The following is a 15,140-nucleotide window of genomic DNA, read 5'->3' on the forward strand; positions in this document are numbered from 1 at the left end:
ATTATATATATGGTTTATTATAATAGTAATTATTAGATAATGTGTATTCTGTAATAATATTAAGTTATTACCTCTTAATTATATATAATTTTATATTATAGTTAATAATAAATTGTACAATTATATTATAGTATAAATTAGAATTCAATTTGGATAGAGATAAATGGTATTATCTTGAACGTTTTTCTCGCCAATGTGAACAGCATATTACTATGATGTAAGGCAGTACATAGGGGAATATCAATTCACATTTATGAGTGTATGAGTGCCAAAAGATCAACATTGGATAATGTTATTTTTCAACATTTTTTCTTGCCAAACTGAAAAGCGGGGTTTGTTTTTTTAGAAAGGGCGTTTTTATTAAAGTTGGATTACTTTTAAAAAGATTAGCTATCATATGTTTTATATTTACATGTTTGTTTTAAAGAAACATTTAAAAAGCTTATTTCACAACGATGTGTGTGAATATTATAATGATAAAACTCCATAATATAAAATTCACAGATCACCGCCATCTTTACATTTATAAAGGAGCAACACTATCATACACTTTGTTCGTTCTTCATATTGCTACAATCCTTGGCTCTTGAAATGAGAGTACAATATTCATTTTTTTGTTTAATCGGAATAACAATAAATTATCATTATAAATCAATATATTGATCATCATTTTCTTGGTAAGAAATATTTCCTATAAAGGTGCATATCGTTATAAAGATATATTCTCTTAGTCTTTTATAACTTTAGAGAGGCTATGCCAATCGATGCTATCAAAATACTGTTTAGGCAGCAATGTCAAAAAATCTTCGACAAATTTACGAGATTTGCTAAGCCTTTGTAACTCAGTAAGAGTGCTTTTATCGTTTTCAACAAACTCTTATGTTCTATAGATTTCGTGAATCTTAAGGTGTTCTGCTATGGGAAGACGAACATAGCATGCAATTTTATCCTATTGGGTAATGTATTGAATAAGCTGAAGGGATGTGGTTTTAGTATCGCAATTTTCACATCTTATAGAGCAAGGCCTCATAATATGCTTTTTTTGATAGATCTAGTCTATTTATCAAGATGGGCACCTGATGTTGGGACTAGGATATTGGATTTGAGAGAGAGATAAGCAGCTTACCGGTAGACGTGATTGCCCAGAAGGTTGGATTTCCAAGAAAGTTAGATTTCTATGCGTTCGTATCCCAGCTTTTTTACTTCTTTAAAAGCATGTGTAAGGGTTAGCCTCATGGTTTCTGGATGAAGGGGCTATATTCTTCTTCACATTGAGATGCAATCACTCCGTGTTGTGAAGCATGCATTTATTGAAGTTATTATAAAAGAAAAGAAACAAGAAGGGGAGGACATTTGGATAAAATGCCCTCTTACAAGAATTTACAAACCGATATATTCAAGAGGTTTTTTTTATAATAAATCGCGCCATACTGCCATTGCTTCTAAGACTTCTCCTAAATGGGCATGTTTTGCGATAACTGTTTCTGCACCAGCTTCTGCAAGTGCATTAGAATGGCCAAGATAGCTATGTGAACCTCCCGTAAAGCCGATGACACGCATGCCTGCTGCTATAGCGGCATGGACACCATGAAGTGAATCTTCTATAACGATCGTGTTTTGAGGCTCTACCTGTAATTGTTGTGCGGCAAAAAGGAAAATGTCAGGGGCGGGTTTTGTTTTTTTTGTTCCAACTTCAGGTGCTGAAAATATTTTACCTTCAAAAAGATCATAGAGACCAACAGTGGTGAGCATCTCTTTTATATCTACGCTTTTTGCATTAGAGCAGATATAGTAGGGATAGCGTGTTTGAATAATTTCTACGGCTTCTCTGACATCATCAATAGCCCGTAATTCAGTTTTTATTTGTGTACGAAAAATATTGGTCATCTGATCTATGAGATGAGCAGAGATTGGTTTTTCTGTTTCCTGTTCAACGTGTTTAAGAATATCGCGAAAGACAAGCCCTGCAAAACGCTCACTCAATTCTTCAGGTGATATTTCATATCCTGTTTGTTTAAGCAATTGAGATCCAATTTTTGCTGCAAGATATTCAGAGTCGACGAGAACTCCGTCACAATCAAAAATAATAAGATCTATCTGAGGCATAAGATATTCCTTTACATGTTACGAGATGGATAACTTTCATGAAAACAATATTAAGAGGACCTTATTTCATAAAATACGCTTTGAAAATGATTCTTAATTCTTTTACGAAATAAAAGATATGGGAACAGTACATAAAAAAATAAAAACGAATATCAATTTTGCAGAATTTTAACGATACGTTTACTCTATTTTGTAAATATGGATTGGTAATGCGGGCCTATAAACTATTTTGATTGATTATAGGGCAAATTCAGTTAATTTTGTTGGGTTTTTCATGACAGTTATTCAGCTTCAAAAAGATTTCATTCGTACTCCTTCACAGATGCCATGGCGCAATAAAATTTTTAAAGGAGATTGTGTTGCCGTTTTAGAAAAACTGCCAAAACATTCCGTTGATATGATTTTTGCGGATCCCCCCTATAATTTGCAATTGGATGGGGTGCTATACCGCCCAGATCATTCGCTTGTTGATGCGGTTGATGATGCATGGGACCAATTTGAGAATTTTGCTGCTTATGATGCTTTTACCCGTGCATGGTTGCTTGCATGTCGTCGTGTATTAAAACCCAATGGAACGCTTTGGGTTATCGGATCTTACCATAATATTTTTCGAGTGGGGACAGCCTTACAAGATTTAGGTTTTTGGATGCTTAATGATATTATTTGGCGCAAAAATAATCCGATGCCTAATTTCCGAGGGCGCCGCTTTCAAAATGCCCATGAGACGCTTATTTGGGCTGTACGAGATCAAAAAGATAAAAAATATACCTTTAATTATGATGCATTGAAAGCAGCAAATGAAGATTTGCAAATGCGTTCAGATTGGCTTTTTCCTCTCTGCACGGGAGCTGAACGTTTAAAGGATGATTCAGGGCGTAAATTACATCCAACACAAAAACCACAAGCGTTATTAGCGCGTATTATTATGGCTTCTAGTAAACCTGGTGATGTTATTCTTGATCCATTTTTTGGTTCGGGAACAACAGGTGCTGTTGCCAAGCTTTTAGGGCGTGATTTTGTTGGGATTGAACGCGAGCAAGATTACATTGATGCAGCATGTGAGAGAATTGCAGCGGTTAAACCTTTAGGGCAACCAGAATTGGCGATTTTGGATAGAAAAAAAGCAGAACCACGTGTAGCATTCAATAGTTTACTTGAAGCAGGTTTACTCTATCCTGGAGAAGTTCTTTATGATCGTAAGAAGCAAGTATCTGCTATTGTTAGAGCTGATGGTACGATTATGCATGGTGGTGAAGCAGGTTCCATTCACGCAATGGGAAGAAAGGCTCAAGATTCGCAAAGTTGTAACGGTTGGACCTTTTGGTATTATGAGGAAAATGGACGGTTGAAGTCCATAGATCATTTAAGAATGATCATACGTTCACAAATGTTAAAAACGGGTGTTTTATGAATTAAGATGATCGATTCATTCTATTGGATCTATGTGTAGTTGCTCTCATGTGTAGCAGCCCTTAATTGAGAGAGACATACGGGCGATTTATGCCTGTTGAAGCGTGATTCTACATGCTAGTTTTATTTGTAAGCCGAAAGCGTGTGTTTTTATGTTTCTTGTAGAAGAAATTAAAATAAAAAGCTTCATTCTATGCTCTCATTTAAGTATCAAAATAATCAAATTATCAATCGAGATGTTTTTGTGAAAACGATAGAATTAAAAAATTCATTCAGAAGTTCAAAATTAAGTGCTTTTGGGGAGGGAGCATGTATATCTATGGATGTGCGTGCAATATTGCAATATATTCACTTACAAAGATAAGTTGGAATTATTCAACTTGAATTAGCACTCTGAATATCGTTAGATTTTTTCATTTCTAACTTGTTTTATATTGAATCAATTAAAGTCACTTTCTTGCGAGTCATAAGGGAGGGGAGTACAAATTACTAAAGAAAGGATTAAAAGTACTTCTTATGAAGCGTCTCAAGAGCCAAGGGCGATGCAACATTGGAGACAGGAAAAGTTTGTGATGGTGCCGGTTTGCTTCTTCATTAAGTGAAAAGAGGATAAATCCTGAAATTTAAATCTAAGCTTTCTAAGTTTTTCTATCCCTTTTTAATTCTTATCTGTAGAAAAAATTGATCACTTCACTTCCTTAAATTTCTTTTACAGAGGAAGAAATGATCGCTAGAGACAGCACAAGTTTCTGTGAGCAAAAATTTTATAGGGAAGGTTATTAAAATCTGAAAGAATTGGGAAGAGCTATAGCGATGGCTTTTTTCATAACTGTAGGGAGCGCTTCTTCGGTAAGATGTTGAATGCTGCACCACCAACCATTTTCGCAATTCATTTCATGAATATCGTCCGTATAGTAAACATCGAGTTTTAGAGAAAAGTGCGTAAAAACATGGCTAATTTGTCCTTTGAATTGCCAATTGGCAGTAAAGGGTGCATTTTGGAGCCCATTTCCATTATTTATGCCAATATTATTAGGAATTTGGGTCATTCCGCTAAGGAGTTTTTGCGTCTGTCGTTTTTCCAAATAAATTTGTCTCTTTTCATTAAGGACCACAAAAGCAATACCTGTTTTTGAAGGGCGTTCTTTTTTAGGAGCTTTGACTGGAAAAGATTCCACTTGTTGCATCTTTTCTGCTTTGCATAAACTTTGAAGAGGGCAAATATAACAAGATGGTTTGCGTGGAGTACAAATTGTTGCACCCAAATCCATCATTGCTTGAGCAAAGTCGCCAGGACGATTTAAAGCTGTAATTTTTTGTGTTTGTTCTTTAATTTCAGCTTTTGCTTTTGGTAACATTGAAGTTATAGCAAAAAGGCGGGCTACCACACGTTCGACGTTACCATCAACCACTGCTACAGGATGGTTAAAAGCAATTGCAGCAATGGCTGCGGACGTATAATCTCCAATACCCGCGAGAGTTTGCAAGGCTTTTACAGATTGTGGAAATTGTCCTGCATAGTTTTCAACAAGCTGTCTTGCACATTTTTTAAGATTACGTGCGCGTGAATAATAACCAAGTCCAGCCCATGCTTTCATGATATCCTCTTGTGAGGCTTTTGCTAAAGAAGAAAGATCAGGCCAAAGTTTTAGAAATTTTTTAAAATAGGGCTTAACCGTTTCAACGGTTGTTTGTTGAAGCATGATTTCAGAAAGCCAAACTTGATAAGGATCAGGACGGATACCTTGTTTTTGCTCTTCGGGGGTAATCCGCCATGGGAGATGTCGGTGATTTTGATCGTACCAAGAAAGGAGGTGCGAAGAAATTTCATACATGATTGTTTTCAAGCATAGGGAGATGTAAAATGCAAAAGAAAAAAGCATTTATTTGGTAATCCATGTTTTTTTGTTGATATTTTATAAATTGGGAAGACGATAATTTTTAGATGAAACAAATGATTGTAATTGAGTAAACGGTTGAATAATGATCTAAAAATGAGAAAACAACTCAAAAAACATGCTTTTTATTCTCTTTCTGAGACGGTTTTGAAAATACTTGATCCCGTTTTACGCAAACGGACAGGGCTTAGTGTCGCACTTATAGAGCATTGGTCACAAATTGCGGGCTATGATATTAGTGAACATACAATGCCCCTTAAAATTATTTGGAAACGTCGCGCGGATCAAGATGACATTTTTAAGCCAGGAACACTTGTTATCGCATGTGAAGGATTTTCTGCGTTAAAATTGATGCATGAAACAGAGGAATTGCTTCATAGAATTAATGGATTTTTTGGTTATATTGCTATTGATCGTATCAAGATTGAGCAAAGAAGTCCGTCGGTTTTTATGAATCACGTTCCTCTAAAGCCGACATTGAGCGAACAAGACAAAAAATGTGTAGAAAAAATGCTTGAAGGAATTGAAGATAAAAGCTTACGCCAATCACTTTATAAACTTGGCTGTTGCATTTTCTCGGAAAAAAATAATAAATAGCAAGATATTTTAGATATTTTTCTTTAATATAGGAGAAAGCGTTGGATTCCTATTCGTTTGATAACAACAGAAAAGTATTATTTATGGTAAAACATCGTTCTTTTTTATTTTTCGGGATAATTTTTCTCTTCACAATGATTGCACAAAACAGTGTAGCAGTTGCTTTAGCGCGCGGTGTTAAACCCGTTGCAACGGTGAATATGGCTGAGCTTCTTCAATCGGGTAAAGTAAAGGATCGCTTTGAGGGAGAAGCGGATGCTCCAGTTATCATTGTTGAGTATGCTTCGTTGACATGTACGCATTGTGCACATTTTTATAATGATATCCTTCCTCAAATTCGTAAAAAATATATCAAAACAGGAAAAGTGAAAATGATTTTCCGTGATTATGCTTTTGATCCTCGGGCAACAGCAGGTTTTATGTTAGCACGGTGTGCACCAGAAGATCGCTATTTTCCTTTGATAGAAGTTTTATTTCAAAAACAAAATGAGTGGGTCTGGGGAAGAGATGCTCTGACACCGTTGAAAAAAATTAGCTTAATGGCAGGTTTTACAGATGAAAGTTTTACGGCTTGTTTGAAAAATCAGTCCATTTTAGATGAAGTGAATGCGTCTTTTGAGCGTGGTAAAGAACTTGGTGTCACGGCAACGCCTACTTTTTTTATCAATGGTGATAAATATGAAGGTGCCATGAAAGTAGAAGACTTTTTTTCGGTGATTGATAGTCATCTTAAAAACTGAATTTTAATCTTCCCAGAAGGTGAATAAATGAGATTTGTGGTCATTTCTCTTTTGGAAGGATTGGTCTTATGCATTTATGAAGCGATATTTTTTGTTTTGCCGATTTTAAAATCAAATTATTGCTTTTAAATGGGTCTAGGTTGAATGATGTTTTGATGCTGATATGGGAGGATTTGTACAATGAAAAAATGGGTTTATAGTTTTGGAGATGGTCGTGCTGAAGGAAGTGCAAGTGAGCGTAATCTTCTTGGAGGTAAAGGTGCTAATTTGGCAGAAATGAGTAACCTTGGCTTACCTGTACCGCCCGGCTTTACTCTGACAACAGAAGTTTGTAATTTTTATTATGCCCATGACAAATCATATCCAGAAGAGCTACAAGAATCTGTTAAGAAAGCACTAAGAGGCATTGCTGAACAAACAGGACGTGAATTTGGGAATGAACAAAGACCACTTTTGCTTTCGGTTCGCTCAGGGGCACGGGCTTCTATGCCAGGGATGATGGATACAGTTCTGAATCTTGGGATGAATGATGAGACTGTAAAAGCAATAGCTTTACAAGCCAATAATGAACGTTTTGCTTATGATAGTTATCGGCGTTTTATCCAAATGTATTCTAACGTTGTTTTGGGGCTAGAGCATTCATATTTTGAAGAGATTCTTGATGAAGCAAAAGCACGCAATGGTTACACTATTGATACAGAAATGACAGCAGATGATTGGAAGAATGTTATTATTTCTTATAAAGCTTATGTTGAAGAAAAATTAGGAACCCCTTTTCCACAAGATCCTGAACAACAGTTATGGGGGGCGATTGGAGCGGTTTTTTCAAGTTGGATGACAGCACGCGCAGTTACTTATCGCCGTTTACATAGCATTCCTGAAAGTTGGGGAACAGCAGTTAATGTGCAAGCGATGGTTTTTGGTAACATGGGAGAAGATTCGGCAACAGGTGTTGCTTTTACACGCAATCCGTCGACAGGGAAAAAAGAACTTTATGGTGAATTTTTAGTTAATGCGCAAGGAGAAGATGTTGTAGCTGGCATTCGAACGCCTCAAAATATTACAGAAAATGCGCGTATTATCGCTGGTTCCAATAAACCGTCTTTAGAAAAAATTATGCCTGAAGCTTTTTTGAAGTTATGTCAGATCGCGCAGAAACTTGAGCAGCATTATCGGGATATGCAAGATCTCGAATTTACCATTGAAAAAGGTAAATTATGGATGCTGCAGACTCGTTCAGGAAAGCGCACAGCGCGTGCGGCTCTCAAGATGGCAATTGAAATGGTTGAAGAAGGGTTAATAAGTCGTGAAGAGGCTGTGATGCGTATTGATGCAAAGTCACTTGACCAACTTTTACACCCAACACTTGATCCCAAAGCGGAACGTTTGGTTATAGGACGTGGTTTACCGGCTTCTCCTGGAGCCGCAACGGGTGAAATTGTTTTTACTTCAGAAGAGGCAGAAACAGCGTCAGCAGAAGGGCGCAAAGTTATTTTGGTTCGTGTAGAAACAAGCCCAGAAGATATCCATGGTATGCATGCTGCTGAAGGAATTTTAACAACACGTGGTGGTATGACAAGTCACGCTGCTGTTGTAGCACGGGGGATGGGAAAGCCATGTATTTCTGGTGCAGGCAGTGTGCGAATTGATTATAATACAAATACGCTGTTTGCTTCAGGAGAAAGCTTTAAAAAGGGTGATATTATAACGATTGATGGTGGAAGTGGGGAAATTTTCAAAGGGAAGGTTGCGATGTTGCAGCCTGAGCTTTGCGGAGACTTTGCAAAGTTAATGGAATGGGCTGATGGGATGCGACGTATAAGAGTTCGCGCCAATGCTGAGACACCGTCTGATGCCCGTATGGGGCGCTCTTTTGGCGCTGAGGGTATTGGTCTTTGCCGTACGGAGCATATGTTTTTTTCTGGTGAACGTATCGTTGCTATGCGTGAAATGATTTTAAGTCATGATGAAAGTGGACGTCGCAAAGCTTTAGATAAGCTTTTGCCAATGCAGCGTTCAGATTTTAGTGAATTATTTGAAATTATGTGTGGTTTACCTGTGACCATTCGTTTGCTCGATCCGCCACTGCATGAATTCTTACCAAAAACCGATACAGAAATTCTTGAGGTTGCGAAATCTATGGGCGTTTCTACTGAAGTGCTTTCTGAACGTGCACAGCAGTTGCACGAATTTAACCCTATGCTTGGATTACGAGGATGCCGTTTAGCCATTACTTATCCTGAAATTGCCGAAATGCAAGCGCGGGCGATTTTTGAAGCAGCAGCAGAAGCTGCCCAAAAATCTGGATCTCCTGTCATACTTGAAATTATGGTGCCACTTATTGCGCTTAAATCTGAGCTCGATTTTGTAAAGGCGCGTATTGATCATGTCGCTGAGGAAGTGATGAAAGAAAAGAGAAGCACTATTCAGTATATGGTTGGGACGATGATTGAGCTTCCAAGAGCAGCGCTTCGAGCCGATGAAATTGCTGAAACGGCGGAATTTTTTTCATTTGGAACAAACGATTTGACACAAACCACTTTTGGAATTTCCCGTGATGATGCTGCTCCTTTCCTGGCAACCTATTTTCAAAAAGGTCTTTTAGATCTAGATCCTTTCATATCTATTGATCGCGATGGTGTCGGAGAACTGATTACCATTGCTGCGCAGCGTGGGCGCTCAAAGCGCGCAAAAATAAAATTAGGAATTTGTGGTGAACATGGAGGTGATCCTGCTTCTATTGCTTTATGTGAAGAAAATAACCTAGATTATGTTTCATGTTCTCCTTTTCGAGTTCCAATTGCTCGTTTAGCAGCAGCACAGGCCGCAATAGCAAAAAGGATATAACAGGTTAATATTTTTTTATTGTACAGTTACCACTGAAATAAATTTTTATGTACACTCTTTTATTTCCTTCCTTAAAGAAAAGAAAACACTTCTAAAATGCACGATAATTTATCTCACGTGAGAAAGTGTATTTTTGAGATTTGTATAAGAGAAAATATAAGCAAGATAAAACAAAAGGTTTTTCAGTATTTACCAGACTCTTGATAGAGAGTGATGCGCTATTATGCAGTTAATTCATGCGTTTTTTAAATAGGGGGAATGCCTCAAGCAAAACAGAATACTTTAAACAACTGCATTTATTTTGCATACTCATAGGTTGTTTTGAAGAAACGTTTCTTAACACATTTCATGTCATCATTTGTGGAATGGGATTTTTAAAACTCCCTGAAATTATACCCCCAGAGTTTTAAAAATCGCTGCACGCTATCATCTTTACGCTTGTAAAGGAATATCAAAGTTATATAAAGTATTGATTATAATGATTTTGTATTCTCATATTAAATGAGAACTCCAACTATCATATCGTAAGATCTTTTCATATCAACTTCTTTTATAATTGAACCGATTAAAACTATGTTTTTTACTCTTTACAGACGGGGTGAAACACGTAGATTAAAAATTAAAGCAAGGATATGCCTCTTATGAATCGCTCCAAGGGACAAGAGTTGTCGCAACATTGAAGATAGATACAAGATATAATGGTGCAAGCTTTCTCCAAGCGTGAAGGTGATAGTGCACAGAGGGGCTGCTATTATATTATTCACGGGCAGTGTTGTGATATGGGCTTGAGTACTTTGAGAGATGCTTTTCTAAAGAAAGCCCCGTGAATGGCAAAGTGTATTCCGTTTGGGACATTCTGTTTTATATGAGGGGGCGTGAACTCAAAAAGACACGTGATAAATAAAAGCGTGAGGAATAATCTTCATTATTTATAAAAGAAGGCACTGCTTTAAATATCTTGAAAAGTCGTAAAGCTGAATGAAAAGAAAATGGTTAAGATGAGAAGTTCCTATCCTTAAAACTTTATATTCTACCCAAATTAAGCTTTCTTCCTGTTTTAAAAGATTAAGCAAACAGAGTACAAAATGCATTTCGTTTGCACCCATTTGGCATACAAAAGCTATAACAGCAGAGAAAGCACGCCTTAGTCTTTATCTTAAACATGCGGTTACATTAGGATTGAATGTTGATCTACAAACAACAACAAAAATACGTTTTTTTTAGAAAAAATGCCATAAATACAAAACTTTTCAGTAATGAATTGGAGAAATATGCCGGCTTTTTATAAAATACTTTGCGAAACAAAACCATAACACAACTGGTTTTTGTCTACTTATTCTTACAGGGGGCGGACACATCCTTTGCGTCATAGTCACAAAATCAAATTGACAATAACATATGGATAATTTGGGGCTAAAGAATATGAAAAGAAGCTGTGATGTGACAACAGAATTTCGTATTTCTTTATCATCAGAAGCAATGAAAATTTTAAAACAAAAGTGTTTGCTCTCTTACAATGATTTCTTGTTTTTGTAACTGGTCCAGATCTCCTTGCTAGCAAAAATTATATGGCTTGTAATATGTAAGAAAACCATTTTGATCATTTAAGATAAAAGGGTTTGCGATGAAGGGATATTTTTGTATTCAGGGGGTATTAAACAAGCAAATGAATAAATAATCGTTATGAATCAAGAGATTGTTTTTATAATATAGATGATTAGCTTTAGTTTAATAAACCAATTTCACGCATTTTCATTAAAATTGTGTGGCTAATTTTTCCCGTGACAGGAAGATCAAATATTTTTTCAAACTGCTTTAAGGCTTCTATCGTCTTTTGATCTTCTATTCCTGTGACAATAACTTCTTCATGACCAAAATTACGTAAAGCTTTTTGCACCTGTAAAATATCTTCAACGGAAGGATCTAAAATAGCTTCTTTTGAATTTATTATATTTCTTGTTGTTGTATTATTTGCTATTTCTATTTCGTTCTGTTTAATTAATATCGCAATTTCATCTGTCGTGGGATTGGGTAAAACATTGTTTTGCCGTGTGTAAGTAGTTTGTTGTTTTGATAAAGCGATAGCACGACGCATTTTAGGGCCTTCCAGTCCATCTAAAGGTCCATCATAAAGTCCTAGTTTTGCGAGTTCTTTTTGCTGTTCCAGTATGCTTGTTGATTGAGGGGAGAAAGGTGAATTGGTGTGGTGATGACTTGGAGAATGGAGTGAAGTTACACGAGAGAATTCTTGTGATTTTGCTTCTTTTTCAGATAAATTGGAGTTTTTTCCTATATTTTGAACAGAAGAAAAGTTCATTTGAGTTAAAATATTTTGATGTATTGTCATTTGTGAAAATAAAGCATTAAATGCAACACATAAAAAACTGATGATAAAAAGAAGAGAGCCAACAAAAAATAAAGTATTTTTTCGTGTATAGAAATAAAGAGTTTTTACACTCCAAAAAATAAAATAAAAAATTGTCAGAAGAAGAGTGATAACAATACTACTATGGTATTTACGATGTTTTACAGTTTTTTTTCGGGACGTCTTTCGCTTTGTTGCCATTAGTTTTGATTTTCAGTTGCGTTTATTGTTCACAAAGAAACGAATGTAAATTACTTCTTATTTCAAGCTAGAAAGAATTGCATTGATATGATTGTTTTTTCCTTTCAAATTCCTAAAATAAGCTGTTTCATTATATCCATTTATAAATTGATAAATTAACAAAAGCTCTTATCAATTTTTATTAGTTTCGTATTTTACCAAACCTTTAATATGTTAAAGAAAACACCAAATTATTAATACTCAAGACTATGTTGGTGTTTTCAAACGAGCATTATCACATCTCATCATCTAAACAATAATGCTACGTTATTTTCCATTTTTGGCGCATATGTTTGCCCATTATTTAAAATCAAGTTGAGAGTATTTTTCTATCACGCTAAACTAATGATAATCATCATTATTCTTTTATAATCTACATATAGAGGGTTACTTATCCGTAAACGGTTTGGTAAGAACGATTATCTCTTAATGGTGTTATATTTTGGCATAAATTCCTTCTATTCATATTCAATAATTTTTATAAGTATCAATTAAATTGATGTTTACAATGTGATAGAAAAAAACTTGGCTTGAGACAGAAACATAAGGAATGCATCTATTTTTTGAATATTTTTATCGACATGTTGATCATCTTCATAATGTATCAGTAAAAATTTTATAGACAAAGTAAAATATTATATTGACACGAGAGTCAGAATAACAGAGCCGAACTGTCTTTAACCTTATCAACTAAGCTTAAAGCGATGCGTTATTATCTAAAATAAGTATGTACACAATACGGAAAAGAAATTGAACTATTGTTTAATCCTTATCTTATCGCTACACTTTCTTGTGGAATAAAAGGCCACAAATGTGGGGCGTAAACTTCCTACTCCTTATGCACGATCATGATTTATGTTTTTTATTTTTTATCATAGTTCATTGTATATAATAATCCTATAACTATATGATATTTTGTATAATTTTGGTGTTAATTCTTTATCGAATAGACAATTTATCCTATTTTTATACAGCGAAATTGTATCATATTTATGAAAAAGCCAATAATATAGGTTCAATAAATGAATACTCAATTTTATAAAAAACTCATTTTATAAATTTTTTATAAAGAAGAAGTGTGTAAAATACTCCTTTTATTGCATTTACCACTGCGGTACATTGATTGCCCATGATACGTTTTTTAATCAAATTATCATTTTTTTTGTTTTTTATTTTTGTCATTATTTCATTTTTTGTAGCAAATCCAAGCAGTAATCATTCTTCTAACTCAAAAAATGATGAGACAACAACGAGCGATGTGATTATTGCGTTTAAGGAAGCTTTAAATGACTTAGGAACATTTTGTGACCGTAATAGAGAAACCTGCAAAGTAGGGAAGTCCTTTTTTAGTTTACTTGGCGAACGCGCATATTATGGCGCAAGATCTGCTTATGAATATTTAGGGACATATATTAGGGAACAAAAATAATATAAAGATTTTTCCTAATGTTTTTCGCAAAATGGAAATAAAGGAATTCTTACAAAATCATATAATGTTATCTTGAAATAAGAATTTTTAATGTTCTTCATATTTATTATGTTAGGAAAATAAATATATTCATCATGATTATTAAAAAAGGAAACAGGACTAAGGTAATGGCGGAAACAATCGACAATATTATAGAGAACTTTTCGCTTTTGGATAATTGGGAGGATCGTTATCGTTATGTCATTGAGCTTGGCCATGAACTGCCGCCTTTTCCGGAAAGTGCTCGAAACGATGTCCACAAAGTTCCTGGTTGTGTCAGCCAAGTGTGGCTTTTATCGTCACGCAATAATTCAGAAGATCCAATATTAACGTTTCAAGGCGATTCCGATGCTCATATTGTGCGTGGACTTATTTATATCCTTCTTGCTTTTTATTCGGGCAAAAAGGCTTCTGAAATTCGCAACTCTGATGCTCAAGATCTCTTTGAAAAACTTGGTTTAAATGAAAATCTTACACCACAACGCTCCAACGGACTGAAATCAATGATCAAACGAATTCGCAACGAAAGCTATATATAATCCTTTTCTAAAAATCACGTACACAAAAAAACTTACAGAAAATGTGTATTCTAAAAAGCAACTTTATATATAAATTTATACAGAGGAACTATTTTTTCACAAAATATAATTATTTAGCTTTTTTCCGTTTACTTTTGCGCCCAAGACCCATTTCTTTGGCTAAAGCTGATCGCGTTTTTGCATAATTAGGCGCTACCATAGGGTAAGAACTATCTAACTGCCACTTTTCACGATATTCCTCTGGCAACATTCCATAATGTGTCATGAGATGACGCTTGAGAGATTTAAATTTCTTCCCATCTTCAAGACAAATGAGATAATCAGGAAATACTGAACGCTTTGGATTAACGGCAGGTCTTTGTTTTTCAACCTCAACTTCCGTTAATTCTAGATTCCCTGCTTTACGAAAAGCAGCATGGACATCAGCAATCAAACTTGGCACTTCAGTCGGTCGAATAGAATTATTACTCACGTAGGCAGCAACAATATCAGCAACCAATGTAATAACTAAATTGCTTTCAGTCTCTAAGACTGCACGATGTTCCATTCTTGTTTCCTTTAATTCAAAATCGAGTAATTCAAAATCGAGATGTAGTACATATACTCATAATATAGAGATCTCATGCACATGAGTTTCATATTGTACAAAAATCTTTTTTGTCAATTCAATTATTCTATAAAATTGCCAAAACACAAAAAAAACAAACAAATACCCCTTTTTTGTCATAATATACAATAAGAAAAACGAAATCCTTACATGCTAAAATATAGGTTTATTTTATAACATAGCATACATAACATGTAATATAACATAAATATAAAAAAATATAAGATAAAATTTATTCATTTTTTTGAGAAATTAAAAATAAAATCACGCATTATAAAAATAAAATATATAAAACAGTATTTTATTTTTACTACATATAATTT

At 34.9% G+C, this 15,140-nt stretch carries 9 protein-coding genes and 1 pseudogene; 6 read left to right on the forward strand and 4 right to left on the reverse strand.

The genetic code is table 11. The features are described 5' to 3' along the window. Positions 1–1,410 precede the first annotated feature (1,410 nt). Positions 1,411–2,106 carry an HAD family hydrolase gene (locus CER18_RS08775; protein ID WP_100129620.1) on the reverse strand — a complete coding sequence of 232 codons (696 nt, stop codon included), beginning with the start codon at positions 2,104–2,106 and terminating at the stop codon, positions 1,411–1,413. Between the two features lie 322 nt (positions 2,107–2,428). Here CER18_RS08775 and CER18_RS08780 point away from each other — a divergent pair, with 322 nt between their 5' ends. Next, on the forward strand, positions 2,429–3,517 hold the full coding sequence (locus tag CER18_RS08780) for a site-specific DNA-methyltransferase (protein ID WP_432417137.1): 1,089 nt from the start codon (positions 2,429–2,431) through the stop codon (positions 3,515–3,517). A gap of 778 nt (positions 3,518–4,295) precedes the next feature. Here CER18_RS08780 and mutY read toward each other — a convergent pair. Then, complete coding sequence (gene mutY, locus CER18_RS08785; RefSeq protein ID WP_100129622.1) at positions 4,296–5,399, reverse strand: A/G-specific adenine glycosylase; 1,104 nt, start codon at positions 5,397–5,399, stop codon at positions 4,296–4,298. Positions 5,400–5,510: 111 nt separating this feature from the next. Between mutY and CER18_RS08790 the strand changes: the two genes are divergently transcribed. The 3 genes from CER18_RS08790 (at position 5,511) to ppdK (ending at position 9,598) form a co-directional block, all read left to right on the forward strand. Then, positions 5,511–6,011 (forward strand): DUF721 domain-containing protein, encoded by a 501-nt coding sequence (locus CER18_RS08790; RefSeq protein ID WP_100129623.1) that lies wholly within the window; start codon positions 5,511–5,513, stop codon positions 6,009–6,011. An 83-nt stretch (positions 6,012–6,094) separates the two neighbouring features. Continuing rightward, entirely contained in the window at positions 6,095–6,751 is a 657-nt protein-coding gene (locus CER18_RS08795; protein WP_100129624.1) for a DsbA family protein, read from the forward strand. 180 nt (positions 6,752–6,931) lie between these two features. Next, positions 6,932–9,598, forward strand: a complete 2,667-nt coding sequence (ppdK, locus tag CER18_RS08800) for a pyruvate, phosphate dikinase (RefSeq protein ID WP_100129625.1) — start codon at positions 6,932–6,934, stop codon at positions 9,596–9,598. Between the two features lie 1,723 nt (positions 9,599–11,321). Here ppdK and CER18_RS08805 read toward each other — a convergent pair. After that, entirely contained in the window at positions 11,322–12,164 is an 843-nt protein-coding gene (locus CER18_RS08805) for a peptidoglycan-binding domain-containing protein (RefSeq protein WP_100129626.1), read from the reverse strand. A 1,168-nt stretch (positions 12,165–13,332) separates the two neighbouring features. Between CER18_RS08805 and CER18_RS08810 the strand changes: the two are divergent. Both CER18_RS08810 and CER18_RS08815 read left to right on the forward strand, forming a co-directional pair. Continuing rightward, positions 13,333–13,708, forward strand: a pseudogene (locus CER18_RS08810) (DUF5330 domain-containing protein). Positions 13,709–13,799: 91 nt separating this feature from the next. Continuing rightward, positions 13,800–14,210: a SufE family protein gene (locus CER18_RS08815; protein ID WP_100129627.1), complete on the forward strand. Its 411-nt coding sequence runs from the start codon at positions 13,800–13,802 to the stop codon at positions 14,208–14,210. 109 nt (positions 14,211–14,319) lie between these two features. Here CER18_RS08815 and CER18_RS08820 read toward each other — a convergent pair whose 3' ends face one another. Continuing rightward, entirely contained in the window at positions 14,320–14,757 is a 438-nt protein-coding gene (locus CER18_RS08820) for a MucR family transcriptional regulator (protein ID WP_012231219.1), read from the reverse strand. Between the last annotated feature and the right edge of the window lie 383 nt (positions 14,758–15,140).

This window comes from Bartonella tribocorum, from assembly GCF_002777915.1.
In the GTDB taxonomy this organism is placed as follows: Bacteria; Pseudomonadota; Alphaproteobacteria; order Rhizobiales; family Rhizobiaceae; genus Bartonella; species Bartonella tribocorum_A.

Bases quoted from the DNA above. Each gene is read 5' to 3' on its own strand.
- CER18_RS08775 (WP_100129620.1), bottom strand. From the start codon at position 2,106: ATGCCTCAGATAGATCTTATTATTTTTGATTGTGACGGAGTTCTCGTC.
- CER18_RS08780 (WP_432417137.1), top strand. From the start codon at position 2,429: ATGCCATGGCGCAATAAAATTTTTAAAGGAGATTGTGTTGCCGTTTTA.
- mutY (WP_100129622.1), bottom strand. From the start codon at position 5,399: ATGCTTTTTTCTTTTGCATTTTACATCTCCCTATGCTTGAAAACAATC.
- CER18_RS08790 (WP_100129623.1), top strand. From the start codon at position 5,511: ATGAGAAAACAACTCAAAAAACATGCTTTTTATTCTCTTTCTGAGACG.
- CER18_RS08795 (WP_100129624.1), top strand. From the start codon at position 6,095: ATGGTAAAACATCGTTCTTTTTTATTTTTCGGGATAATTTTTCTCTTC.
- ppdK (WP_100129625.1), top strand. From the start codon at position 6,932: ATGAAAAAATGGGTTTATAGTTTTGGAGATGGTCGTGCTGAAGGAAGT.
- CER18_RS08805 (WP_100129626.1), bottom strand. From the start codon at position 12,164: ATGGCAACAAAGCGAAAGACGTCCCGAAAAAAAACTGTAAAACATCGT.
- CER18_RS08815 (WP_100129627.1), top strand. From the start codon at position 13,800: ATGGCGGAAACAATCGACAATATTATAGAGAACTTTTCGCTTTTGGAT.
- CER18_RS08820 (WP_012231219.1), bottom strand. From the start codon at position 14,757: ATGGAACATCGTGCAGTCTTAGAGACTGAAAGCAATTTAGTTATTACA.